Below are 26286 nucleotides of genomic sequence, written 5' to 3'. Positions count from 1 at the left end.
TCTCTAAGATGGAACTATCTTTTGTTTCAGTACGAAAGGAGTTTTACTTATGCTCGTAAACATAAATGAAGACAATCATCAATTTCACCTGACGAACGGGAAAATCAGCTATATTTTTCACGTGTTGAAAAATGGTCATCTCGGTCATTTGTATTATGGCAAAGCGTTAGTGCATCGTGATGATTTTTCGCATTTTCAGTGCTACGATAACCCAACGCCATCAAGTTGTCATCTATACGAGGAGGACCCGGCGTTCTCTTTAGAAACCATTCGCCAGGAGTATCCGGTATACGGACGGACTGATTTTAGAGAGCCGGCCATTAGTTTACGCTATCTTGATGGCAGTCATATTAGTGACTTTCACTATAAAACCTATCGAATTCTAAAAGGAAAGCCTAAGTTGGAAGGGTTACCAACAACCTATGTAGAACATGACGAAGAAGCAACAACTTTGCAAATAATTTTAGAAGATCCTACTAGGCAAGTCATGTTAACATTAAATTACACAATATTCAAAGAACTCCCGGTGATAACAAGGAGCAGTCAGCTTACAAACATGAGTGATACGGCTGTATATATTGAGAGAATGATGGCGGCGTCACTCGACTTCGCAAGCAGTGAGTTTGATATGGTTCATTTAGCCGGAGCATGGTCACGAGAACGTCATGTAAAAGAGAGACGTCTTGAAGCTGGGATACAGTCGATTTCGAGCATACGAGGAGCTAGCTCTCATCAGCATAATCCATTTCTAGCATTGCGTCGTCCGATGACAACGGAGCATCATGGCGAGGTGTATGGCTTTAATTTCATCTACAGTAGTAACTTCTTAGCTCAGGTTGAAGTGGACCATTATGAAACTGCTAGAGTCATGGTCGGTATTCATCCATTTCGGTTTGAATGGAAGCTAGGCGAAAACGAAAGCTTTCAATCGCCAGAGGTCGTCATGGTTTATGCTGAACATGGACTGAATGCGATGAGTCAGCACTTTCATGATTTTTACCGTAATCATTTAATACGAGGAGTCTGGAAAAAGAAAGACCGACCTATTTTAATTAATAACTGGGAAGCAACGTATTTTGATTTTAATGAGCAGAAGCTAGTTAGTATTGCCAAAGAGGCGAGTCAGCTAGGCGTCGAGCTATTCGTTCTTGATGATGGCTGGTTTGGGAAAAGAAATGATGACCGGACCTCGCTTGGGGATTGGTGGGAAAACAAAGAAAAGCTCCCGAACGGTCTTGGTTACGTAGCTGATGAAATTAGAAAACAAGGATTAGCATTCGGTCTTTGGTTTGAGCCAGAGATGATTAGCCCGAAAAGTGAGTTGTTTGAGGAACACCCCGACTGGGCTATCTCGACCCCAAAACGTGCATCGTCTCTTGGAAGAAATCAACGTGTACTAGATTTTTCGAGAGAGGAAATTGTCTCCTATATATACGAGAAAATGGCGGAATTGATTAACCGAACGAAGCTATCATATATTAAATGGGATATGAATCGCTACATGACGGAGGTGTATTCAACCGCTCTCGCTGCTGATCAGCAAGGCGAATTTTTTCACCGCTACATTTTAGGTGTGTATCAGCTATATGAACGATTAACGGAAGCATTTCCGCACGTCTTATTTGAATCATGTGCTGGCGGAGGCGGACGGTTTGATCCGGGAATGTTCTATTATGCGCCGCAAGCGTGGGCGAGTGATAACACAGATGCGGTTGAGAGGTTAAAGATTCAGTACGGCACGTCATTGGTGTATCCACTTTATAGTATGGGTTCACATGTTTCAGCTGTTCCGAATCACCAAACCTTGCGTACCACATCGCTTGAGACGAGAGCAAACGTAGCTTATTTTGGTACCTTTGGTTATGAGTTGAATCCACTTGACCTTACAGCTGAGGAAAAAGACATCATCAAACAGCAGGTAGAACTGTATAAAGAGTACCGCAGCTTGATTCGCGACGGTGACTTTTATCGCCTGCTTAGTCCATTTGAGAAGAACGAAACTGCGTGGATCGTCGTCAGTAAGGACAAACGTGAAGCGTTAGTTGGTTGGTACAAAGTATTAGCAACGCCGAATCCGAACAAGCAGGCTAACTTGCTCCTTAAAGGATTAAATGCAGAGGCCGAGTATACGATAAACGGAAACGACGCTTCCCATTTTGGAGATGAACTAATGTATCAAGGAGTTGCACTTCCGATTGAATTCAACGGTGTGAATAAAGAAAAGGCGGAGCGTGGAGGAGACTTTCAATCTTACGTATTTCATCTCCGGCAAAGGTAAGGATACGTAAAAGGAGATTAACAAAAAAGAGATAAGATGTGAGGAGAAGAGAACATTGGCAACGATTAAAGATATAGCTTCAAGAGTAGGTGTGTCGATTTCTACGGTATCGAGGGTTCTCAATTATGATGCAACGTTATCCGTAGCAGATGAAACGAAGAAGAAGATTTTTCAGGTAGCTGAAGAGCTTTCCTATCGAAAGAAATATACGAATAATCCTGATTTATCAAAAGTAGCCATCGTTAGTGCTTATAACGAAAATGAGGAAATTGATGACCTTTATTATATGTCTATTCGCTTAGGAGTCGAACAGCGTTGCCAATACCATCAACTACAGCAGGTGAAGTTTTTCCATAATCAATATGATGAAATTAAGCAAGAAAACTTACATGGGATTATTGCGATTGGCCGGTTTACTGAGGAGGAAGTGGAGCAACTTAGAGAATTATCTGAGCACATTGTCTTTGTTGATTTCAATCCAAATCATGATTTGTTTGATAGTGTCACAATTGATGTTGAGGAAGCAACACGTAAAGTGTTAACCTACCTCATTGACAAAGGCTACGAAAAAATCGGTTATATCGGTGGGCATAAAACATTTAAAGATCAAAAGGTTGAATACGGTGAGCTGCGCGAAAAGACAGTAAGGGAGTTTCTGAGCGAAAGAGGATTACTAAATGAAGATTGGATTCATATCATTCCAAGATTTTCGGTAGAGGATGGCTATAACGGAATGAAGCAGCTAGTACAAGAGCAAGGAGATCATCTTCCTGAAGTATTCTTTGCAGGAAATGACTCTGTCGCAATTGGAAGCTTGCGAGCGCTTCACGAAGCCAATATCGTTGTTCCGGATCGGGTAGCGTTGGTCGGATTAAATGATGTCAGTGTTTCGAAATACGTGTATCCATCATTAAGTACAGTGAAAATCCATACAGAATTAATGGGGGAAACCGCGGCTGATTTATTAATGGAGCGCATTTCTGAGCGAAAAATCCCGAAGAAGGTAATCATTCCAACAGAGCTTATTATTAGAAAAAGCAGCAGATAAAAACGTGGGAGTGACAGACGATGTCCTATAAAAACCAACAAGTACTACCAGCGTTCAGAGAGTGGAAACAACTTGAGGCCTTTTTGAAAAGTGATTATGAATATGGTGTCTTATTGGACAGTACTCTCGGTCAACTACGTTCCATAGTGGAAGCGATAAAAAAAGCAGAAAAAAAAGTCATCTTACATGTTGATTTAATTAACGGCTTAAAGCCAAATGAACACGCTGTTGAATTTCTCTGTCAAGAAATGAAACCCGCGGGAATTATCTCAACACGAGCAGGCGCTGTTCAAGCAGCAAAGAAAAAAAAGGTCGATGCCATCCAACGCGTCTTTTTACTAGACAGCTCGGCAATAGAAACGACCTATAAATTAGTACCAAAAGTACAACCTGACTATATTGAACTATTACCGGGCGTCATCCCATCGCTTATCAAACAAGTCAAACAAAAAACAGGCGTCCCGATCCTTGTCGGCGGTCTGATCGATGACGAGCAAGCCATCATCAACGCCCTACAAGCAGGCGCAACCGCCATCACCACCACAAACACCGCATTATGGAAGCCCTACTAAAAAGGGGTGGGTTTCCCCTTTTTAGTAGGGCGAAGGCCGCCGGAAGCCGCTGCATCTTTTGAAGCGCCACGAGAGGGCTTGTCGTGGTGCGAGCAGCGAGCGGGAGGCGTGCCAAAAAAGGGGTGGGAAGCTACTGAAAAAGGTAAAAACCAACCTTTTTCAGTGTCCTCTTATTAAGTAGCAATGGCTCCACACGTTGCTCGTCTGCTATGAGAAATCCACTCATAGCAGACTCTTAAAAAGATGGCAACGGCTCCGCACATTGCTTCGAGGGCATTGAAAAAGGGAAAAGCACCCTTTTTCAGTGTCCTCTGGGTTTCCCCTTTTTAGTAGGGCGAAGGCCGCCGGAAGCCGCTGCATCTTTTGAAGCGCCACGAGTGGTTTTAATATTTGAGAAAGGAAGAGTGCTGATGGGAAACTATATGTTAGCTTTAGATCAAGGGACGACGAGTTCGAGAGCCATTCTTTTCGATAAAAAAGGAGAAATCGTTTATAAGGCACAAAAGGAATTTGAGCAGCATTTTCCGAAGCCGGGCTGGGTAGAGCACAATGCAAATGAGATTTGGAGTTCGATTCTATCGGTTATCGCCTCTTGTCTATCTGAATCAGGTATTACAGCAAGTGAGGTTGCAGGTATTGGCATCACCAACCAACGTGAAACGACGGTTGTGTGGGAGAAAGCAACGGGAAAGCCGATTTATAACGCGATTGTGTGGCAATCAAGACAAACAAAAGATATTTGTGATCAGTTAATCGAAAACGGACATCAAGCTATGTTTCAAGAAAAGACAGGTCTCCTCATAGATGCGTATTTCTCAGGTACAAAAATTAAATGGATATTAGACCATGTCGACGGAGCAAGGGAGCGTGCTGAAAAAGGAGAGCTCTTATTTGGGACGATTGATACATGGCTCATTTGGAAGCTGTCAGGAGGGAAAGCCCACGTAACCGATTACTCGAACGCCTCTCGCACACTTTTGTATAATATTTATGATTTAAAATGGGATGAGGATATACTAGAGATTTTAGATATTCCAAAAGCGATGCTTCCTGAGGTGAAATCGTCCTCAGAAGTGTATGCACACACCGTTGATTATCATTTCTTTGGTCAATCTGTACCTATTTCTGGAGCAGCAGGCGATCAACATGCGGCTCTATTTGGTCAAGCTTGTTATGAAAAAGGAATGGTGAAAAACACGTACGGAACTGGCTGCTTTATGCTGATGAATACTGGAGAACAAGCAGTTGCTTCAAAACATGGATTGTTAACGACGATTGCCTGGGGAATAGATGGCAAAGTGGAATACGCACTAGAAGGCAGTATTTTTGTGGCAGGCTCTGCGATTCAATGGCTTCGTGATGGCTTACGAATGATAAAGGATGCTGCTCAAAGTGAAGAGTATGCAAACAAAGTGGCATCAACAGAAGGAGTTTATGTTGTCCCAGCATTTGTTGGGCTAGGCACGCCATATTGGGATAGCGATGCTAGAGGAGCTGTTTTCGGCTTAACACGAGGAACGTCAAAGGAGCATTTCATTCGCGCTACGTTAGAATCACTTGCATACCAAACTCGTGACGTTCTTAATGCGATGGAGGCTGATTCAGGGATTGAGCTTCGCACACTTCGAGTTGATGGTGGAGCAGTGCACAATCAATTTTTAATGCAATTCCAAAGCGATATTTTAAATGTACCAGTAGAACGACCAACAGTGAACGAAACAACAGCATTAGGTGCCGCATATTTAGCAGGATTGGCAGTAGGGTATTGGAAAGATAAAGACGAGATTGCAACACAATGGAACCTCGACCATTCGTACGCTCCGAAAATGAACGAAATTGTAAGAGAAGAGCTCTATTCAGGCTGGAAAAAGGCGATTCAAGCCACAATAGCATTTAAATAACAAATGACGCCAACCGAAAAATCAAGTATACTAATAATAAGTTAATATGTTGGTAGGAGAAACGGAGAGACCACGAAAGGCTTTTATAACAATAAAAGCACTTTTGTGGTCTCTTTTTTGTATAGGCGTGCGTTTTTTTGCGCGCCGGCAGCCGACCGTAGGGAGGCTCAAGGGTTGTATAGGCGTGCGTTTTTTGCGCGCCGACAGCCGACCGTAGGGAGGCTCAAGGGTTGTATAGGCGTGCGCAATTTGCGCGCCGACAGCCGACCACAGGGAGGCTCAGGTTTTGTATAGGCGTGCGTAATTTGCGCGCCGGCAGCCGACCGCAGGGAGGCTCAAGGTTTTGTATAGGCGTGCGTAATTTGCGCGCCGGCAGCCGACCGCAGGGAGGCTCAAGGTTTTGTATAGGCGTGCGTAATTTGCGCGCCGACAGCCGACCACAGGGAGGCTCAGGTTTTGTATAGGCGTGCGGTTTTTGCGCGCCGACAGCCAACCACAGGGAGGCTCAGGTTATAAGAGGCGTGCGTAATTTGCGCGCCGACAGCCGACCACAGGGAGGCTCAAGCTTCGAAAAGACGATTCGCAGCAGCGCCAACAACATCAAGGAGAGAAACCATAGGGGGACTAAAAGATGGCATTTTCAAGTAAAACACGGCAACAGTTATTAAATACGATGGATCATAAACAATATGATGTGCTTATTATCGGTGGAGGCATTACTGGTTGTGGGATTGCATTAGATGCGACTACGCGTGGAATGAAAACCGCGCTTGTTGAAATGCAGGATTTCGCAGCTGGTACGTCGAGTCGTTCAACGAAATTGGTTCATGGTGGCTTGCGTTATTTAAAGCAATTTGAAGTGAAGATGGTTGCAGAGGTTGGAAAAGAGCGGGCGATTGTATATGAAAATGGACCGCATGTAACGACACCTGAGTGGATGCTTCTGCCGATTCATGAAGGGGGAACGTTTGGAAAGTTTTCAACGTCGCTTGGTTTGCGTGTGTATGATTTTTTAGCGGGGGTTAAACGCAACGAGCGTCGTTCGATGTTAACAGCCGAAGAAACAGCACGATTAGAGCCGCTATTAAGACAGGATGGACTAAAAGGTGGCGGCTATTACGTCGAGTATAAGACGGACGATGCTAGATTAACGATTGAGGTCGCGAAAAAAGCGAGTGAGCATGGGGCTGACCTGATGAATTATGCGAAGGTTGAGGACTTTATTAAAGAAGAGGGGAAAGTCGTTGGTGTCGTAGTAAAGGACCAAATGTCGGGTGAGCTGTATTCAATTTATGCAAAGAAAATTGTCAATGCTGCAGGCCCTTGGGTTGATACGCTCCGTGAAAAGGACGGCTCGAAAAAAGGAAAATCACTTCAATTAACAAAAGGAATTCATATTGTTATTGATCAAAGTAGATTTCCATTGAAGCAAGCGATTTATTTTGATACGCCTGATCGAAGAATGGTGTTTGCGATTCCGCGGGATGGGAAGACATATGTAGGAACGACAGATACAACGTACACAGGAGATATGGTTCATCCAAGAATGACCAGTGAAGACCGTCAATATGTGCTTGATGCGATTAATTTTATGTTTCCGACTTTAAAGATGCGTGTGGATGATATTGAATCAAGCTGGACCGGATTGAGACCACTGATTCATGAAGACGGAAAAGACCCGTCTGAAATCTCCAGAAAAGATGAAATTTGGACTTCGGAATCGGGATTAATGACAATCGCTGGTGGGAAATTAACAGGATACCGAAAAATGGCTGAGTTAGTTGTCAACCAGCTTGCCGAGCAGTTTAAGCAGGAGCAACAAACGTTATTTTCACCATGTATCACGAAGACGCTCCCGATTTCCGGAGGAGACGTAGGTGGTTCAGCTCAATTTGCTTCATACATGAAAGAAAAAATAGAAAAAGGTGTAAAGCTCGGTCTAACAGAAGAAGAATCAACGATGTTAGCACGGAGATATGGTTCCAATATTGAGCAAGTTTTCGAATATACACAACATTATAATCAAGATGCTGAGCTTCCTTTAGCGCTGTTTTTGCAGCTAGCTTATGCTGTAAACGAAGAAATGACGGTCACGCCGGTTGACTTCTTTATTCGTCGAACGAGCGCATTATTTTTTAATATTGATTGGGTTCAGCAATGGAAGCAGCAAGTTATTGATTGGCTAGCACGCCAATTACAATGGAGTGATGACGAAAAAGAAAAGCTAACGCAGGAGCTAGAAAAGCATTTACATGATGCTGTACACACTCATTAGCGTAAGCAATATGTCGTTGTTTTATGTAAGGTCGGACTGGGCATTATTGTGAGTAGTAAATTCGTTCATGTGGGCAACCTAAAGATGCAGCCCTACTTAACGTAGCAGGAGGTGCTCACATGAAACGATTTTGGTTAGGCTGTGTCGTTGGTGCGGTTTTACTGACTGGCTGTAACGAGCCTGAAAAGTCTGAGGCTCAAGGGATGCAGATGAGGGCAACACAACCGTCCATGGACCAGATTACGTACGGGTTGCTCGGACCTGGACCGGCGAATTACCATGGGATGGATAAGCTACCAACCTATCGTCATCGCGGTCAGGAAAATACAACAGGAACAAGCTTTCGGACGATGGACGCCAACCGTCAAACAATGGGAGATGACCAAGTGACCTTGCGAGGTGTCGTAGAGGACTCTCCGTTCCAGCCGGGAATGGTTATTATCATGGGAAGTCACGCTTGGATAAATTTAACCGTTCCAGAGGATATGGATGAGGATGAAAAAAAGAAAGAAATGAAAGCTTTGAGACAAGAGTTCAAAAGGCAAATTCCTCGTTATCAAATCCATATTAACGAAAATGATCAAAACTCTTAGCTCTAGGGCTAAGAGTTTTTCTTAAAAAGATAAGGATAAAAAGCATGAAAGGCATTCAAGGAAGTGCGATGGCTCCGCACACTGCGCGCCAATAGGAGAAAACCGCTCCTATTGGCTTAAAAGGACGGCAGTGGCTTCACACATCGCTTGAAACAAACAGCTTTGCAGATTTGTTCTTTAACCTCGTCGTCTCGCTGTTTGTTGGATCGGATCCCAAACACCGTTATACGGAGGTGAGTAAGCCAAATCGAGATCCTCGAGCTGGGTCATCGTATTATTGTTAAACAGGGCCGTGGCAAGAACGTCAATTCGTTTATCAACGCCGGCTTTCCCGATAACCTGGGCCCCTAGTAATTGCTCTGTTTTTTCATGGTAAAGCATTCGAATCATTAAGCGTTCCTTACCGGGATAATAGCCTGCAATATCGGGGAAGTCGGCTTGAACACTTTTATATGGATAGCCAAGCTTTTCAATTTCCTCCTCAGGTAAGCCAGTACTCGCAAGTGTTAAATCAAAAAATTTCATAATATATGTGCCGACGATGCCTTGGAAGGCACGGGTTTTCCCGACCATATTTAATCCAGCTAAACGCCCTTGCTTATTGGCATGAGTCCCGAGTGGGAAATAATCAGCCTTCTGCTTCATACGATGAAATTGAGTTGCACAATCGCCTGCTGCATAAATATCAGGAAGATTCGTTTCCATATAGGCGTTCACGTTAATCGCGCCACTTTCCTCGAGGTGAAGACCGCTATCCTTTAAAAAGTCGGTATTCGGTCTAATACCAATCGCCACAAGGACTAGATCAGCTTCAATCTCTTGTTGGTCGGTTATGACAGCTTCGACTTTGTTATTGCCTTTGAAGGATTGTACGGATTGATTTAAGATGACGTTCACACCGTGCTCTTCGGCTTCTTTGTGAATGGCACCTGCAAGTTCTTTATCAAAGCTTTTGGCAAGATGCGATGCTCGTTCAATAATTGTAACCTTTTTACCGAGTTCAACAAAGTTTTCGGTCATTTCCAAGCCGACAGCGCCGCCGCCGATGACTACGATTTTTTTTACATCCTGTTTTAAATCAGACATAATCGCTTCTGCATGGGGAATGGTTTTGACTGTATGAATCCCCTGTAAATCGACACCTTCCCAATTTGGGACAACAGGACTGGCACCAGTCGCAATAAGGAGCCGATCATACTCAACTTCAAAGTTTTCACCGGATACTTTTTTGGCTTTAGGGTCGATGCCAGTTACCTCGTGATTGACTCTTGCATCAATGCCATGTTTTTTTCGGTACGTATCGACTGTACGGGCGATTAGCTTTTCTTTCTCAGTAATAACACCGCTTATGTAATATGGAATTCCGCATTGTGCATAGGAGTAGACTTCGCCTCTTTCAAGCGTCGTAATTCTAGCTTGCTCATCGTTTCGGACAATTTGCATTGCCGCACTCATCCCGGCTGCGTCGCCTCCGATAATGACGTATTTCATGCTTCTAACCACCTCTTCTACATACAAATACATTCTCCTACACACACTATTCCCTAAAATTAGCAAATCAATCCATTAATAACGGTTTGCGCTCGTGTTCACATTGACCCAAACCCGCCCATATACTATAATTAGACCGTTATGCACTGGAAACTTTAATGAGGTGAAAGCCGTGTTTGATCGTTTACAATCGTTAGAAGACCGTTATGATCGTTTAAATGAATTACTTAGTGATCCTGATGTCATTAATGATTCAAAAAAGTTACGTGAATATTCAAAGGAACAGTCTAATCTTGAGGAAACTGTACAAGTTTACCGTGAATATAAGGAAGTAACACAGCAGTATAAAGATGCAAAAGCGATGCTAGATGAAAAGCTCGATGATGAGATGTATGCGATGGTGAAAGAGGAAATTGAGGAGCTGTCGACTCGTCATGGAGAGCTTGAAGCTCGTTTGAAAATCTTGCTCTTACCGAAGGATCCGAATGATGATAAGAACGTTATCGTCGAAATTCGTGGTGCTGCTGGCGGGGACGAAGCGCAGCTATTTGCAGGTGACCTTTATAAGATGTACTCTCGTTATGCTGAGGCACAAGGCTGGCGTACAGAAGTTATCGAATCTACAGCAACGGAGCTCGGTGGCTTTAAAGAAATCATTTTCATGGTCAATGGCGCAGGCGCGTACTCGAAATTGAAGTATGAAAATGGGGCACACCGTGTGCAGCGTGTACCGGCGACAGAATCAGGTGGTCGGATTCATACGTCTACAGCGACGGTTGCTGTATTGCCAGAGGCGGAAGAAGTTGAAATTGAAATCCATGAGAAGGATATCCGTGTTGATACGTTTGCATCAAGTGGACCAGGTGGACAAAGTGTTAATACGACGATGTCGGCTGTTCGTTTAACACATCTTCCGACAGGGACGGTTGTTTCGTGTCAGGACGAAAAATCGCAAATTAAAAACAAGGAAAAAGCGATGAAGGTTCTTCGTGCACGTGTGTATGATAAGTTCCAGCAAGAAGCGCAGGCAGAGTATGACCAAAACCGGAAGCTTGCTGTTGGGACAGGGGATCGTTCTGAACGGATTCGTACGTACAATTTCCCGCAAAGCCGTGTAACAGATCACCGGATTGGGCTTACGCTACAAAAGCTTGATCAAATTTTACAAGGAAAGCTTGATGAAGTCATTGATGCGTTAATTGTTGAAGAGCAGGCAGAAATGATGCAACGGGCGGAAGAGTAAGATGATGACTGTTTACGAAGCCCTCAACTGGGCTTCTTCTTTTTTAGAAGAACGTCAACTAGAGCCGCCAGCCGCAGAATGGTTCATGCGTCATCACCTAGATGTGACGAGGACGGAGCTACTTTTACGCTATCGTGATCCACTTGAAGAGGACGTTTGGAATCGCTTTAAGAACGATGTGCACGCGTATGCGAACGGGATCCCTGTTCAGCACTTAACCGGCTATGAGGAGTTTTATGGTCGACGCTTTACGGTGAATAGTGATGTGTTAATTCCGAGACCAGAAACCGAGGAGCTTGTACTTGCGATTTTACAAAAGAAGCAGGCGCTCTTTTCAGATCGTGCCATACAAATAGCCGATATTGGGACAGGTAGTGGGGCGATTGCGATTACGCTGGCACTTGAAGCAGAAAATAGTAAGGTCTATGCAACGGATATTTCGGAAAGGGCGCTGGTGGTCGCAAAGCAAAATGCTGAGAACCTTCATGCTCACATTGAGTTTTTCCAAGGCGATTTACTTCAGCCTTTTATAGAGAAGAAACAAAGACTAGATGTAATCGTCTCTAATCCACCGTATATTCCATTGCATGAAGAAAGCGACTTAGCTGTCCATGTCCGCGAGCATGAGCCTCATCTTGCACTGTTTGGTGGAGAGGATGGCTATGTGCTGTACCGGAGACTAATTGAGGAGCTCCCTAATGTTGTTCAGCCGAAAGCATTAGTCGGCTTTGAGGTTGGAATGGGTCAAGGAGAAACTGTCCGGAAGCTGCTTCAAACTGCCTTTCCGCGGGCAACGACTGAGGTTCGTGATGACATTAATGGCAAGGACCGAATCGTTCTAGCATACGGTGATATGTCCCTATGAAAAAAATTTTAAAAAACTAGGTTTAGATTTTCGCCGCCCTGTCCACAATAGGTGATGAAAGGGCGGTGCTAAAAAATGAAACAACAAAACGTAATCATTTATCTATTATTCTCTTTATTTGTATTATTAGTTAGCTGGGAGTCACACAATGCGCAGGCTGTAAACAGCCTTCATCAGGAAGTAAGCCAAGACGAGGCGATTCGCCTTCGAATTCTAGCAAATAGTGATTCTATTAAAGACCAAGCATTAAAAAGAGACATTCGTGATAAAGTCAATAAAGCCATTACAGAATGGGTTACAGATGTTCAAGACCTAGAGGCAGCGAAGGAAGCTATTCAAAGCAATTTAGATGAAATTGAAGCGATTGTTGCAAACGAACTAGAAAAGCAAGGATTAGACCAAACGTATGAAGTATCCTTTGATGAGGTTCAATTCCCGACAAAAGTGTATGGAAACATTGTCTATCCTGCGGGCTACTATAATGCTGTTCTTATTACACTAGGCGAAGGAAAAGGTGAAAACTGGTGGTGTGTTTTATTTCCACCATTATGTTTCCTAGATATGGCCAACGGTGAAGCCGTAGAGGCAGAAGAGGAAGAAGAAACGGAGACGGAAATCGTTGAAGAGCGAGAAGAAATAGAGGTTTCCTTTTTCCTTGTTGAAATCTTTACATCATTAATGGACCGAATCTTTTCAGATGAGTCAAAAAATGCTTAAATTTAGAATGATAGGCATAACTTGTCCAATCCTCTCATAATAGTGGAGTAGGATGCTAGAAGGAGTGATTGTGATGAGTATTGTCGTTCGCAAAGCAAATACTAAAGATTTATTACCGATACAACGTCTACTTGCCAAAGCGGGGTTAACAGAGGACGGACTTGACCAGCATGTTGCTCAATTTCTCGTTGTGGAAAACGAGCAAGAGGAGATTATTGGAACCGTCGGAATGGAGCAGTACGATTCGTATGGATTGCTTCGCTCGCTCGTGTTAAACTCACCGATTTGGACAGGCCAGCTCAGCTTGGAGTTTTTACAAGTGACATTATCCTATGCCGAGGAGCAAGGCATTCAAACGGTCTATTTATGTGCAAAAGGGACCAACCCTCTGTTTCAACAGCTCGGCTTTAAAGAGGTACAAGCACCGTCCTTGCCGACTGAGATTCAAGGGTCGAAGCATTATCAACAAAACAAAGGTCCAGATACGAGAATTTGGGCGTGTGAATTAGACAACCAACATGTGAATAACTCATAAAAAATAGAAAGTTATTAACAAGTTGTCCACATGTGTGGGTAACTTGTTTTTTTGCTTTTTCGCTGGAAGTTGTCGAATCAACGAAGAATTCAGGATATAAAACGATAAAAAATCCTTAAAAATCAGCGGTTTTAGTCGAAATGACATAGGTCATTTGACAATGATAGACAAGGCTTGCAAAATGAAAGAGACAGGAGAGGTGAGTAATGAGTTATAAACAAACAAAAATGTGGACTGTGGATAACAGTGAAGATAAGAGTCGGAGCCATGCGGAATTAAAGGAAGCGGGCTTGTGGATAAAAAAAGGTGAGGTTGTGGCCTTTCCGACTGAAACGGTATACGGCCTTGGTGCGAATGCACTGGACGAAGCTGCGGTGAAGAAAATTTTTGCAGCAAAAGGGAGACCGAGTGATAATCCCCTTATTGTCCACATCGCAAATCGCCAGCAATTAGCCGAGTTAGTTCGTGACGTTTCTGCGAAGGCTAACATGTTAATGGATGCCTTTTGGCCAGGACCACTTACGTTAATTTTTCATAAAAAAGCAGGGATCGCCCCGAGTGTGACGGCAGGACTTCCTACTGTTGCTGTTCGGATTCCGAATCATCCGGTCGCACTTGCCGTTCTAGCTGAGGCTGGGGTCCCAGTCGCCGCTCCGAGTGCAAACCTCTCAGGGAAGCCGAGTCCGACAAAGGCAGAGCACGTTTATCATGATTTAGCTGGAAGAATTGCAGGTGTTGTTGATGGTGGCTTAACAGGGGTTGGTGTTGAATCTACCGTGTTAGATTGTACGTCTGACATTCCTGTTTTATATAGACCAGGTGGCGTCACGAAGGAACATATTGAGCGAGTGATTGGGAAGATCGAGGTCGACCCTGCCTTGCATCGGAATGACGAGGCTCCGCGTTCTCCGGGGATGAAATATACCCATTATGCGCCAAAGGGTGAACTGATTTTAGTTGAGGATAAAAGCCTCATTCAAGCATATGTGGATAACGAGCAAAAGCGGGGGAAGAAGGTAGGGGTTCTTACAACAGAGGAAGCGAAGGAGGATTATCGAGCGGATTCTGTTATTGCGTGTGGAAAACGAGAACAGCTTGAAACAGTAGCGACCCATCTTTACGGAAGCCTGCGTCAATTTGATCATGAAGGAGTCGATATTATTTTCTCTGAAATCTTTCCAGAAGAAGGTGTCGGCGTGGCGATTATGAACCGCCTCTCGAAAGCCGCTGGAAAGTAAAGTTTGCGGCTAAAGGCTAGAGCGTTTCTCTCGAGTATTCTTAAAGATAGATTGTCTATTTTTCCTTGGACTTGCATAGATTGAACTAGCATGTTCAAGGAGTGGATGAAATGGATGAATTTTTCACGCTTTTTATTATGGCGGGAGCATTAGGAATGGATGCTTTTTCTGTAGCACTTGGAATGGGGATGCTAGGTCTTCGCTTAAAGCAGATTTTAAATATAGGAGTGACCGTTGGTGTATTTCATGTTCTCATGCCTTTACTCGGTATTGTTGCCGGGAAAATGCTTTCTACATATTTTGATATGATTGCTACATTTATTGGTGGTGGACTTCTTTTTATCATTGGCTTGCAAATGGTTGTGTCCGCCTTTAAAGAAGAAGAGGGGTCAATGGTTAAAACGACTGGCTGGGGCTTGCTGTTCTTTGCAGTTAGTGTGAGCCTTGATAGCTTCTCAGCTGGGCTAGGCTTAGGGATGCTTGGGGCGCAAATGGTCCTCACTGTAGTGATGATGGGGGTTATAAGTATGGTCCTTTCCTGGCTAGGATTATTGATGGGGGCTCGTTTTCAACACCTTATTGGGTCTTACGGAGAACTACTTGGAGGCTGTATTCTGATCGGCTTTGGTGTTAAATTATTTTTACCAATCTAATCCAAGGACACGCTATACAGTTTTCCAATTTAGTATGATAATATGATGAAAAGAGAGAAATATAGTGCAAGTGGAGTAAATGAAATGCATGATTTTGAAAGAAGGGACGTAGGAAATGGCAGTTAAACACGTACTTTTTGTTTGTACCGGAAATACTTGTCGTAGTCCAATGGCCGAAGCGCTTTTAAAAGAGAAAACGACTCGTTTCGATGTTAAGTCGGCTGGAGTACATGCTTTTTCGGGAAGCCCAGCCTCTGAGGGGACGCGCCGTGTGCTTGAGGAACGCGGGATTAAAACGGAGCACAAAGCACAGCTTGTGACGGAGGAGCTGTTAGATTGGGCTGATCTTGTCTTAACGATGACAGGTGGGCATCGTGACCTAGTAATAAGTAATTTTCCGGAATTTGAGGAAAAGGTTTATACACTAAAGGGTTACGTTCAATCTGAAGATGGGGCTCCTGATATTGCAGATCCGATTGGTGGACCATTAAAAGCATACAAACATACTGCTCAGGAAATTGAGCAATGCATCGAACGTTTAATTGAACGTTAGAAATGAGAGGGGAACGTAAGCAAGATGGGGGAACAGAAAAAGAAATATCGGGCAAGTATTCGTAAAAAGCTAGTCATCGGGATAAGCGGACTAGCCATTGTTACGTTTGGGTGTAGTGCATTTTTTATTTTTTATTTAGCTGATGTTTTAGAAAATATGCTCGGGCTTAGTGGCGATGCTGTGATTATTTTTACGTTGCTTTTAGGTATTTTATGGAGTAGCTTTCTTGGCTATTTAGCAGCGCCGTATATTACAAACCCAATTCGTGAAGTTGAAGAAGCTGCGAGACGTGCAGCAGCTGGCGATATTCATGATGATATTAACGTGAGCAAATCAGATGATGAAATTCGCGCACTCGGTCTTGCCTATAACGAAATGTTAAAAAGTCTTCGCCATATGGTTAAAGATATTGATGAAAATTTTAAAGAAACGAATATCAAAGTATCAGAAATTACCTCTGCTTCTGAAGTGGCGGCAGCAAAGGCGACGCACATTGGTTCTACGATGGAAGAGATAGCAAAAGGTGCGGAAAGCGCAGCAAATGCTACTCAACACACGGCAGAAGCGATGGAAGATGTGACGCAAATTGCAAAAGAAGTACAAGCTCGGGTAGAGACACCAAAACAATCATCAGAGCAAATGGTGTCAACATTAGCGGCAAGTCGCGAAGTTGTCAACTCTCTTGTCCAAGGCATTAAACAGCTTGCAACGGATAACGAGAAATCGTTAACGGCTGTCGGCCAGCTTGAAGATCAGGCAAAGCAGGTCGGTGAGATTATTTCACTTGTAGGTGATATCGCAGGACAGACGAATTTGCTTGCGTTAAATGCTTCGATCGAAGCAGCGCGTGCCGGTGAGCACGGCAAAGGGTTTGCGGTCGTCGCCGATGAGGTTCGCAAGCTTGCTGACCAAAGCGCTCAAGCGGTAAAGGGGATAACCGATCTGATTCACCGGATTCAGCAAGAAGTGAAAAATGTAGTAGAACAAATTAGTGAGCAAGTGAACGTCGCGAATGAGCAATCAGAGCGTGGAACAGAGACAAATGCCTCGATTGCTGAAATGGAAAAATCGGTTCATGAGGTTGCTGCTGTCGTTCATGACATTTCGTCTATGATGGAGCGCCAAATGCAATCAATTAGCCAAGCAACAAGACAGACACAGGAAGTAGCAGCCATCGCTGAGGAGACTTCTGCCGGTTCCTTAGAGGTGACGTCGATGACAGAGCAACAGGAGTCCGTTATTCGGGAAATGAGTAATACGGCCCAAATTTTATCAAACCAAGCAAAAAAGTTAAAAGAAACGATTGAACGATTTACAATAGAATAATAAGATTGAAAATTTTAAAAAAAGTGAGGAATAATAAATGAAGGTAGCATTAGCCTCCGATCACGGCGGAGTAAATATTAAAGAAGAGATTCGTAATTTATTAGAGGAAATGGGACTGGAGTATGAAGATTTCGGCTGTGACTGCACAACGTCGGTTGATTACCCAGACTATGCATTACCAGTTGCTGAGAAGGTTGCAAACGGAGAATTTGACCGTGCGATTTTAATTTGTGGAACGGGAATTGGCATGTCGATTGCAGCAAACAAAGTAAAAGGTATTCGCTGTGCACTCGTTCATGATTTATTCAGTGCTAAAGCAACGCGTGAGCACAATGACAGCAATATCTTAACGATGGGTGAACGTGTCATTGGTGGTGGACTTGCTCGTGAAATTGCCAAGGTGTGGTTAGAAACTGAATTTCAAGGTGGACGCCATGCGAATCGTGTAGGAAAGATTACTGAATACGAAGGCTAAGAATAAAGGGAGGTCGTTTTCATGAGCCTTTCAGCAGAAACTATTAAGAGCGAGGTGCAACAGGCGTTAGCCGACCTGCAGGAAGCAATGCCTTTTACAGCGGATATGTTGCTCGTAGTTGGAACGAGCACGAGTGAAGTGATTGGTTCGCACATTGGCTCAAATGGTTCGCATGAAGTAGCTGAAGTGATTTATTCTGCATTAAAAGAAATCCAGCAGCAAACAAGGATTCAGATCGCCTTTCAATGCTGTGAACATTTAAACCGAGCATTAGTGCTAGAAGAAGAGACAGCAAATGCGCGCGGTTATGAACGAGTTTCAGCTATTCCAATTCGAAAAGCGGGAGGGGCGATGGCGACTTTTGCTTTTTCAAAAATGGACAAGCCTGTCTTAGTTGAGACGATTAACGCTGAGGTCGGTATCGATATTGGAGACACCTTCATTGGGATGCATTTGCGCCCAGTTGTTGTCCCTGTTCGTAGCAAGATTCGCTCAATCGGTGAAGCGCATCTGACAATGGCAATGACACGGCCGAAATTAATTGGCGGTGTTCGCGCTGTTTACGAACGAAATATGGAACATGAATGATTTTTTATAAAAATGATGAAATAATACGGAAATTCATTTGATCTTGTGGTACTATATGATTGAAATGATAGAAAAATGTTAGAGAATCCGAATGGTGTAAGTGAAAGGGGTAAGAGAATGGAGAATGTAAAGAGACAAGATCCGCAAGTATTTGCTGCACTTCAGCAAGAGCTTGGCCGTCAACGTGACAAGATTGAGCTTATTGCATCAGAGAACTTTGTAAGTGAAGCTGTTATGGAAGTACAAGGCTCTGTATTAACAAACAAATATGCAGAAGGCTATCCTGGACGTCGTTACTATGGTGGCTGTGAGTATGTTGACATCGCAGAAGATATCGCTCGTGATCGTGCAAAGGAAATTTTCGGTGCTGAGCATGTGAACGTACAACCTCACTCAGGTGCACAAGCAAACATGGCTGTCTACTTCACGATTTTAGAGCCAGGTGATACGGTTTTAGGAATGAACCTATCTCACGGTGGACACTTAACACACGGTAGCCCGGTTAACTTCAGTGGTGTTCAATACAATTTTATCGAGTACGGTGTTGATAAAGAAACACAACAAATCGACTATGATGTCGTTCGCGAATTAGCACAAGAGCATAAGCCGAAACTAATCGTTGCTGGTGCGAGTGCATACCCGCGTGCTATTGATTTCAAGAAATTCCGTGAAATCGCTGATGAAGTGGGCGCATACATGATGGTTGATATGGCACATATCGCTGGCCTTGTTGCAGCGGGCCTACACGAAAATCCAGTTCCTCACTGTCACTTTGTAACAACAACAACACATAAAACATTACGCGGACCTCGTGGAGGAATGATTCTTTGCCAAGAAGAATTCGCCAAAGCAATCGACAAGTCGATTTTCCCTGGAATTCAAGGTGGTCCTTTAATGCACGTAATCGCAGCTAAGGCTGTTGCGTTCGGCGAAGTGTTAACAGATGAGTTCAAAACATATGCTGGAAACATTATTAAAAATGCAAAGCGTCTCGGTGAAAAATTAACGAGCGAAGGCATTAACCTCGTATCTGGCGGAACGGATAATCACCTTCTTCTTCTTGACCTGCGTTCTCTTGGCCTTACAGGTAAAGTAGCTGAGCACGCTCTTGATGAAGTAGGAATTACAACGAACAAAAACACGATCCCATTCGACCCTGAAAAGCCATTTGTTACAAGCGGAATCCGTATCGGTACAGCTGCTGTTACGTCACGTGGTTTAGATGAGGAAGCAATGGATGAGCTAGGTGCCATTATTGCATTAACATTAAAGCATGTCGATAACGAAGAAAAGCAAGAGGAAGCTCGCAAGCGTGTTGACGCATTAACAGCGAAGTTCCCAATGTATCCTAACCTAGAATATAAGTAATAGTGAAAAAGCTGGGCCGTCTGCGTCCAGCTTTTTTTCATATTGTGAAAGACAGGCTTGATTGCTCAGCGCTTTTTCTGTAAAATTTCAAAGGACAGAAATTCGACATCCTGATTATGGTCAGAGATGAAAAGGAGTTAATAATGAGCAAAGTATTTGTTTTTGATCACCCACTCATTCAGCATAAGCTAACGTACATACGTGATAAAGAAACAGGAACGAAAGAATTTAGAGAGCTTGTTGATGAAGTTGCAGGCTTAATGGCCTTTGAAATTACACGTGATTTACCAGTTCGTGATGTAACCGTTGAAACCCCAGTCGCTCAAGCTCAGTCAAAAATTATTGCTGGAAAGAAGCTTGGCCTTGTTCCAATTCTCCGCGCAGGCCTAGGAATGGTTGACGGAATCCTTCGTATGATTCCAGCTGCTAAGGTAGGACATGTTGGTCTATACCGTGACCCGGAGACGCTTGAGCCTGTTGAGTATTATGTAAAGCTTCCGACAGATGTGAATGAGCGTGAATTTATCGTCATCGACCCGATGCTGGCAACAGGCGGTTCAGCCGTAGAAGCAATCAACAGTTTGAAAAAGCGTGGCGCAAACTCGATCAAGCTCATGTGTCTTGTTGCTGCACCAGAAGGCGTTGCTGCGATTCAAAAAACACACCCAGATGTCGATATTTTCCTAGCGGCACTTGATGAGAAGCTTAATGAAAAAGGCTATATCGTACCAGGCTTAGGTGACGCTGGCGACAGGTTGTTCGGAACAAAATAATGTCTTCTAGAAAGGATAATGATTCGGATGAGTTCAAAATTTACAGTACTAACCGTTTTTGGGACAAGGCCTGAAGCTATTAAAATGTCACCGCTTGTTTTAGAATTAAAAAAACATCAGGATTCGATTGACTCATTTGTTGCTGTAACAGGGCAGCATCGTGAAATGCTTGACCAAGTCCTACAGTTATTTGACATAAAACCTGATTTTGATTTGAACATTATGAAGGAAAGACAAACGTTAGCGGATGTGACAACAAACGCTTTGTTAGGTTTGGATAAGATTATTAAAGAGCTTAAGCCTGATATCGTGCTTGTCCATGGTGACACAACGACGAGTTTCGTTGCAAGCTTAGCTGCTTATTACAATCAAGTTGCGATTGGCCATGTTGAGGCGGGTTTGCGTACCTTCAATAAATACTCTCCGTTTCCTGAAGAAGCCAATCGCCAGCTAACAGGGGTACTAGCCGACCTGCACTTTGCGCCTACAGAACAAGCGTTGGAGCATTTAAAGGCAGAGAACAAAAACGAAGAGTCGATTTTTATTACCGGAAATACAGCGATTGATGCGTTGAAAACAACGGTACGCGACGATTATCAGCATGAGATGCTTAATCAAATTGGTAACGGACGTCTAATTTTATTAACTGCTCATCGACGTGAAAACCTTGGTGAACCAATGCGTCACATCTTCCGTGCGGTTCGTCGATTAATCGATGAGCATCAGGATGCCCATGTCGTTTACCCCGTTCACTTAAATCCAGCAGTCCGTGAAATCGCCCAAGAAGTGCTAAAAGGTCATGACCGTGTTCATTTAATCGAGCCACTCGGAGTCTTGGATTTCCATAACTTTGCGGCACGGTCCGAACTTATTTTAACCGATTCCGGTGGTGTTCAAGAGGAAGCACCTTCCCTTGGTACACCAGTGTTAGTATTACGTGACACAACTGAGCGCCCAGAAGGAATTAAGGCTGGAACGCTGAAGCTAGCAGGAACGGATGAAGATGTGATCTTTAACTTAGCAAATGAATTATTAACTGACAAAGCTGCTTATGACAACATGGCCAAAGCCTCCAATCCATACGGTGACGGCGAAGCCTCTGCACGAATCGTCGCAGCGTTGAAATATTATTTCAAACAAACCGAGCTCCGGCCGGAATCATTCCGTCCGTAAATGGTGATAATCCCCCCTCATTTTTTGGAGGGGGGATTTGTTTTTGCTGATAAAATCAGAAAAATGATGATATATTTTTAAAAATGATGATAAATCTCATAGATGTGATGATAAAACTCCGAAAATGATGAAAAAAGGTTTTTCCTAAAAAATTCATGCCGAAAGAGGAATTAAGGAGAAGTAAGCCGAACAATTTTAAAGAAGTTTTATAGAAAAGGAAGTGGTCTATTGATTGTCAAAGAACGTGAAAAGCCAATCCGATTACAAAAACTAGAAGCATTAATACGCAGGACGCCGCACGCGCATCCGAAATATCAGCAAATAAATGAGCAGTTAGCAAGAAGTATCGCAGGCTATAAAGGAGAGCAATCGTTAGACTACTATCTCGACCTTCTCCCCGAGAAAAAGTATGCCATTCTCCACAATGTTCGACTCCCTCACAAAAACAGCTTTTTTCAAATGGACACGCTCCTGTTATCTCCATCCCTTATCCTAATTTTAGAAGTGAAGAATATGATGGGTACGCTATTTTTCGACCCGGTCTTTCATCAACTAATTCGTACTAAGGATGAACAGGAGGAAGGCTTTCCTGATCCATTTCTACAAATCCAAAGACAGAAAGAACAATTAAAAACATGGCTAACAAAGCAAAAAATTCCTCGTGTTCCGATTGAGGCATTAATCGTGATTAGTAACAGCAATTCTGTCATTCGCACAGCAGAAACGAATCAAAGCATATCAAAAACATTAATCCGCAAAGAATTCCTCCCGTTTAAAATCGCCCAGCTTGAAACAGAGTATAGGAATGAAGCATTATCACCAAAACAATTTTTGAAACTCTCGCGTCAGCTTAAGAAGAGTCATACCCCTGAAAACCCTGCGATCTTAAGTCAGTTTCAGATGACTCCTGAACAGCTGAAAAAAGGAATATTCTGTCCTAGCTGCGACACTCTACCTTTACGTCGAAAGCTTGCAACCTGGTATTGTCCATCCTGTAAAGACAAGCATAAATTCGCCCATATTCCTGCAATTTATGACTACTCTCTCCTTATCAAACGCGAAATTACGAATAAAGAGGCAAGAGACTTTTGGTTGCTCACCGACCCGCATGTTGCAAAACGATTACTCCAAGCGATGGGACTGCCCTCGACTGGGGCAGGAAGGGCGCGGATTTATACGATTTGCTGATAAATTCGCAAAAATGATGATAATTCCCACAAAAATGATGATAACTTCCCAAAAAATGATGATAACCCGCCCGAAAACGCCGCTAACCCACCCGCTAACCTAGAGCAGTACCTATTTAAACCTTATCTAAAACACTCCAATACATGAAAATCCTTAATCTGTCCCATACTACTCATTAACACAAATGTGATCGGGGGAGATGAGGTTGAAAAAGACTAAGTGGTTCTTCCTGTTTATCATGCTTTTAACAATATGCTTACCTGCGGCACAGGGGAAAGCGGCAGTCTTTCCAGATTACCCTGTCGTAGCGCAGCAACAAGCATCCAAGGATGAAAAAACGATAGTCATCGTTTCAGCAGAACAAAAAGCGAAACTAGAGGATGTGGCCGCGCAAGTAACAAGTCACATTCCGTCAAGTAAAATAAGGAAAGTATTTAACCGCTTGTATCACGGATTTTCGATAGAGCTATCAGAAAGTGAGCTTGAACAATTAGAAAAAGTGGAGCATGTCGAACGTGTAGATAAGGTCGCATTTTATCAAACGAATATTGACGGAAGTGTCCCGTTCATAGGTGGAAATGAAGTCCGAAGCATGTTTGATGAAAATGGCTCACGCTTAACTGGAAAAGGAGTGAAAGTAGCGGTAATCGATACAGGCATAGATTATCGCCATCCGGATTTAAAACGAAATTATAAAGGTGGCTACGACGTTGTTGACTACGATCATGACCCGATGGAAACAACGCCAAAAGAAGGACCACCAACTCTTCATGGCACCCATGTAGCAGGGATTATTGCCGCAAATGGGCAAGTGAAGGGTGTTGCGCCAGAAGCAGAACTCTATGCGTACCGTGCCCTCGGACCAGGTGGTCAAGGGACGACAGAACAAGTCATTGAGGCCATTGAAAAAGCAGTAGAGGACGGTGTTGACGTCATCAACCTATCACTCGGAAACACCGTCAACGGACCAGACTGGCCAACAAGTGTAGCATTAGATAAAGCAGTAGAAGAAGGTGTCATCGCAGTAACATCTAATGGGAACAGTGGACCGAAAATGTGGACGGTCGGTTCCCCTGGTACGTCGACGAAAGCGATCTCAGTAGGAGCGTCTGCACCACCGATAAAAATTCCGTACTTAACAATATTCGGTGAGGAGAAGGAAATCAATCTCTTCCCGTTAGGTGGAACACTCCCGTGGACGATAAAACGCGATTACCCGATTATCGATGGCGGCTTTGGCACGAAGGAAGAATTAGCCGAAATTGATGCAAAAGATAAGATCGTTATCGTAAAAAGAGGACGAATCCCATTCACTGATAAAGCGCGTTATGCAGAGGCTTCAGGTGCGAAAGCATTAATTATTTACAACAACCTCCCAGGTGCCTTCGTCGGTGCTGTTGAGGGCGGAGTCAAGCTGCCGGTCGTAAGTGTGGCGAAAGAGGATGGTGAATGGATTCTAGAACAAGCTTCGAACAAAAAGAGTGATATTCAGCTCCGTACGATTTATAGAGAAGAAGAAGACTTCATTGCCCCGTTCAGCTCAAGAGGGCCAGTTACGCAAACGTGGGAAGTAAAGCCTGATCTTGTCGCACCAGGAGTGGCTATCGATAGTACGGTACCAAATGGCTATTTAGGCTTAAACGGTACGAGTATGTCAGCACCCCATGTGGCCGGAGCGGCAGCGCTCGTTAAGCAGGCCCATCCTGATTGGACACCAGAGCAAGTGAAAGCGGCATTAATGAACACAGCGATAAAATTAAAAACTGAAGACGGCGAGCTATATATGCCGCATGAACAAGGGGCTGGAAGGCTGCAAGTAGACAAAGCAGTTACAGCAAAAACATTAGTCTTACCTGGGGCTGTCACATTTGGGAAATGGACAAAGGACGATCCGCGGGAAGAACGTGAGATATCCTTTACGATCGAAAATCATGATGATGTGACAAGAACATATCACGTCGTACCGCCATTTGATATTCCGGACGGTCTACAGTGGAAAGTGCCATTTTCGACGACGCTGAAACCAGGTGAGAAAAAAGAGGTGCAAGTAACGCTTGATTTAATGCCTTCTGTATTAGCTGAGGGGATTCATCATGGTCAGATTGTCGTTGAAGGTGGAGTAGAGGATGTGGCGATTCCTTACGTGTTTTTTATTGAGGAGCCAGATTATCCGCGGGTGATGGCGTTTAATTTTGGTCACGGTGATAAAGAAGACTCCTACCGCTATGAGCTTTATTTGCCGGGTGGAGCAGAGGAGGTAGGGATTGCGCTATATGATCCAGATACCTTCGAATTTATTACATTCCTTGACATTAAGCACGATGTCGGACGCGGCATGCTTGGCGGGGAATTTGAAAAAATAGAGCTAGAAGATGGCGTTTATAAGGCGCTCGTGTTCGCCAAACAAGACGGCAAAGAAGATACAATTGAGTCTTGGATTACAATTGGAGCGGAATTGCCTCCATACAGTCAAGGTGAGGAAGCAGCAGAATAATGATAGGTGGATGTCTCGAAATCTTTTGGGGCATCCATCTTTTTTTTAAAACAGTGAGTAATGATAAACAAAGTGGTAAATGATAAATAAGTAAAATGCTGGCATGATGTTCAAAAAAACACCAGTATTCCGACAAAGCATTAGGGTTTTATGACAGAAGTGTGAACAATGTCACACTTAGCCAAATCTCTATTTTTTTTAAATAGGAAACACGTTGACACAAGTTATTGGCTATAGTACGATTACAAAGGATATAATGTTAAGGGTTACACAAAGATTTGAAAACGGTTTGATTAAGATTGCATTAAGGGAGCGGATTCATGTCAAAAGAAAATCGCAACCCATGGCGTGCAATGGCACTCGTCTCGATTATTTCTTCGTACATAGTTGGAAGTGTGCTAGCAGGCGTCTTTATTGGAACGTGGCTTGATGATCTTTTTAATGTGAAACCTTTGTTTCTTATTGTGTCTTTATTCACATGGCTCGGAGTTGGAGCTTATGGAGTGTATAAGGTAATTGAACCGTTCTTAGGAGACGATGGGTAAAATGACTTCACTTCAAGGTAAAATGAAGCAATATTCAATTTTAGTAAGTCTTTTTGCTGCATTGTTCATACTAGGCTATGTGTTCACCCCCTATTTGGCTGTTTTCCTCGGTCTACTAATCGGTCTTTCCGCAGGCTTCTTTAATCTTTGGACAACTTATAGCAAAGCAAAAGTAGTTGGAAGTGTGGCCGATAAGATTGGAAGACGCTCATCTTTTTCCTTCGTTGTTGCAGGACTAGGGTTTGTCATTCGAATTGGCGTAATCCTTATCAGTTTATGGTTTGCTGTAACATTTCCTGACAACGTGGATTTGTTCTCGGTCATTACAGGCTTTGCCCTGATATATGTCATAATTATTCTAGATATGCTTCTACAAATTGTTAGAAAGAGGTGA

General features: G+C 43.5%; 24 protein-coding genes. 23 read left to right on the top strand and 1 reads right to left on the bottom strand.

Features of this window, described 5'->3' with window-relative positions:
* The first annotated feature begins 49 nt into the window (after nucleotides 1-49).
* The 6 genes from B1R93_RS13185 (at nucleotide 50) to B1R93_RS13160 (ending at nucleotide 8667) form a co-directional block, all read left to right on the top strand.
* A complete protein-coding gene (locus B1R93_RS13185) occupies nucleotides 50-2278 on the top strand; it encodes an alpha-galactosidase (RefSeq protein WP_088104409.1) in 2229 nt (742 codons plus the stop codon).
* A gap of 55 nt (nucleotides 2279-2333) precedes the next feature.
* On the top strand, nucleotides 2334-3326 hold the full coding sequence (locus tag B1R93_RS13180; protein ID WP_088104408.1) for a LacI family DNA-binding transcriptional regulator: 993 nt from the start codon (nucleotides 2334-2336) through the stop codon (nucleotides 3324-3326).
* Nucleotides 3327-3346: 20 nt separating this feature from the next.
* Complete coding sequence (locus B1R93_RS13175; protein ID WP_088104407.1) at nucleotides 3347-3898, top strand: glycerol-3-phosphate responsive antiterminator; 552 nt, start codon at nucleotides 3347-3349, stop codon at nucleotides 3896-3898.
* A gap of 410 nt (nucleotides 3899-4308) precedes the next feature.
* Entirely contained in the window at nucleotides 4309-5799 is a 1491-nt protein-coding gene (glpK, locus tag B1R93_RS13170; RefSeq protein ID WP_088104406.1) for a glycerol kinase GlpK, read from the top strand.
* A gap of 631 nt (nucleotides 5800-6430) precedes the next feature.
* Nucleotides 6431-8074 carry a glycerol-3-phosphate dehydrogenase/oxidase gene (locus B1R93_RS13165; protein ID WP_088104405.1) on the top strand — a complete coding sequence of 548 codons (1644 nt, stop codon included), beginning with the start codon at nucleotides 6431-6433 and terminating at the stop codon, nucleotides 8072-8074.
* A 119-nt stretch (nucleotides 8075-8193) separates the two neighbouring features.
* Entirely contained in the window at nucleotides 8194-8667 is a 474-nt protein-coding gene (locus B1R93_RS13160; RefSeq protein ID WP_088104404.1) for a hypothetical protein, read from the top strand.
* A 177-nt stretch (nucleotides 8668-8844) separates the two neighbouring features.
* Here B1R93_RS13160 and B1R93_RS13155 read toward each other — a convergent pair whose 3' ends face one another.
* Nucleotides 8845-10158 carry an FAD-dependent oxidoreductase gene (locus tag B1R93_RS13155; RefSeq protein ID WP_088104403.1) on the bottom strand — a complete coding sequence of 438 codons (1314 nt, stop codon included), beginning with the start codon at nucleotides 10156-10158 and terminating at the stop codon, nucleotides 8845-8847.
* Between the two features lie 172 nt (nucleotides 10159-10330).
* Between B1R93_RS13155 and prfA the strand changes: the two genes are divergently transcribed.
* The 17 genes from prfA to B1R93_RS13070 all read left to right on the top strand — a co-directional run bounded on the left by prfA (nucleotide 10331) and on the right by B1R93_RS13070 (nucleotide 26286).
* A complete protein-coding gene (gene prfA / locus B1R93_RS13150) occupies nucleotides 10331-11401 on the top strand; it encodes a peptide chain release factor 1 (protein ID WP_088104402.1) in 1071 nt (356 codons plus the stop codon).
* Between the two features lie 4 nt (nucleotides 11402-11405).
* The gene (prmC, locus tag B1R93_RS13145) at nucleotides 11406-12266 is read left to right on the top strand and encodes a peptide chain release factor N(5)-glutamine methyltransferase (RefSeq protein ID WP_088104401.1); all 861 of its coding nucleotides are present in this window, start codon (nucleotides 11406-11408) and stop codon (nucleotides 12264-12266) included.
* A gap of 75 nt (nucleotides 12267-12341) precedes the next feature.
* Nucleotides 12342-12983 carry a stage II sporulation protein R gene (spoIIR, locus tag B1R93_RS13140; protein ID WP_088104400.1) on the top strand — a complete coding sequence of 214 codons (642 nt, stop codon included), beginning with the start codon at nucleotides 12342-12344 and terminating at the stop codon, nucleotides 12981-12983.
* Nucleotides 12984-13056: 73 nt separating this feature from the next.
* A complete protein-coding gene (locus tag B1R93_RS13135; protein ID WP_088104399.1) occupies nucleotides 13057-13518 on the top strand; it encodes a GNAT family N-acetyltransferase in 462 nt (153 codons plus the stop codon).
* Nucleotides 13519-13724: 206 nt separating this feature from the next.
* The gene (locus B1R93_RS13130) at nucleotides 13725-14756 is read left to right on the top strand and encodes an L-threonylcarbamoyladenylate synthase (RefSeq protein ID WP_088104398.1); all 1032 of its coding nucleotides are present in this window, start codon (nucleotides 13725-13727) and stop codon (nucleotides 14754-14756) included.
* A gap of 110 nt (nucleotides 14757-14866) precedes the next feature.
* Nucleotides 14867-15409 carry a manganese efflux pump MntP gene (locus B1R93_RS13125; RefSeq protein WP_088104397.1) on the top strand — a complete coding sequence of 181 codons (543 nt, stop codon included), beginning with the start codon at nucleotides 14867-14869 and terminating at the stop codon, nucleotides 15407-15409.
* 115 nt (nucleotides 15410-15524) lie between these two features.
* Nucleotides 15525-15962: a low molecular weight protein arginine phosphatase gene (locus tag B1R93_RS13120; RefSeq protein WP_088104396.1), complete on the top strand. Its 438-nt coding sequence runs from the start codon at nucleotides 15525-15527 to the stop codon at nucleotides 15960-15962.
* 24 nt (nucleotides 15963-15986) lie between these two features.
* Nucleotides 15987-17288: a methyl-accepting chemotaxis protein gene (locus B1R93_RS13115; RefSeq protein WP_088104395.1), complete on the top strand. Its 1302-nt coding sequence runs from the start codon at nucleotides 15987-15989 to the stop codon at nucleotides 17286-17288.
* Nucleotides 17289-17325: 37 nt separating this feature from the next.
* Nucleotides 17326-17763, top strand: a complete 438-nt coding sequence (gene rpiB / locus B1R93_RS13110; protein ID WP_088104394.1) for a ribose 5-phosphate isomerase B — start codon at nucleotides 17326-17328, stop codon at nucleotides 17761-17763.
* A gap of 21 nt (nucleotides 17764-17784) precedes the next feature.
* Nucleotides 17785-18351 (top strand): TIGR01440 family protein, encoded by a 567-nt coding sequence (locus tag B1R93_RS13105; protein WP_088104393.1) that lies wholly within the window; start codon nucleotides 17785-17787, stop codon nucleotides 18349-18351.
* A gap of 117 nt (nucleotides 18352-18468) precedes the next feature.
* On the top strand, nucleotides 18469-19719 hold the full coding sequence (gene glyA, locus B1R93_RS13100) for a serine hydroxymethyltransferase (RefSeq protein WP_088104392.1): 1251 nt from the start codon (nucleotides 18469-18471) through the stop codon (nucleotides 19717-19719).
* A gap of 143 nt (nucleotides 19720-19862) precedes the next feature.
* Nucleotides 19863-20492: a uracil phosphoribosyltransferase gene (gene upp / locus B1R93_RS13095; RefSeq protein WP_088104391.1), complete on the top strand. Its 630-nt coding sequence runs from the start codon at nucleotides 19863-19865 to the stop codon at nucleotides 20490-20492.
* 27 nt (nucleotides 20493-20519) lie between these two features.
* Nucleotides 20520-21665, top strand: coding sequence for a non-hydrolyzing UDP-N-acetylglucosamine 2-epimerase (gene wecB / locus B1R93_RS13090; RefSeq protein ID WP_088104390.1), 1146 nt, complete (start codon nucleotides 20520-20522; stop codon nucleotides 21663-21665).
* Nucleotides 21666-21893: 228 nt separating this feature from the next.
* Nucleotides 21894-22853, top strand: coding sequence for a nuclease-related domain-containing protein (locus B1R93_RS13085; protein ID WP_165763813.1), 960 nt, complete (start codon nucleotides 21894-21896; stop codon nucleotides 22851-22853).
* Between the two features lie 238 nt (nucleotides 22854-23091).
* Nucleotides 23092-25347, top strand: coding sequence for a S8 family serine peptidase (locus B1R93_RS23690; protein WP_088104677.1), 2256 nt, complete (start codon nucleotides 23092-23094; stop codon nucleotides 25345-25347).
* Nucleotides 25348-25667: 320 nt separating this feature from the next.
* Nucleotides 25668-25892: an AtpZ/AtpI family protein gene (locus B1R93_RS13075; RefSeq protein ID WP_088104388.1), complete on the top strand. Its 225-nt coding sequence runs from the start codon at nucleotides 25668-25670 to the stop codon at nucleotides 25890-25892.
* Nucleotide 25893: 1 nt separating this feature from the next.
* Nucleotides 25894-26286, top strand: a complete 393-nt coding sequence (locus B1R93_RS13070) for an ATP synthase subunit I (protein ID WP_088104387.1) — start codon at nucleotides 25894-25896, stop codon at nucleotides 26284-26286.

This window comes from Halalkalibacter urbisdiaboli, from assembly GCF_002156385.1.
Taxonomy (GTDB): Bacteria; Bacillota; Bacilli; order Bacillales; family Bacillaceae_D; genus Halalkalibacter_A; species Halalkalibacter_A urbisdiaboli.
The sequence above is the reverse complement of the archived record's forward strand: the minus strand, read 5'-3'. Positions and strand labels throughout refer to the sequence as shown.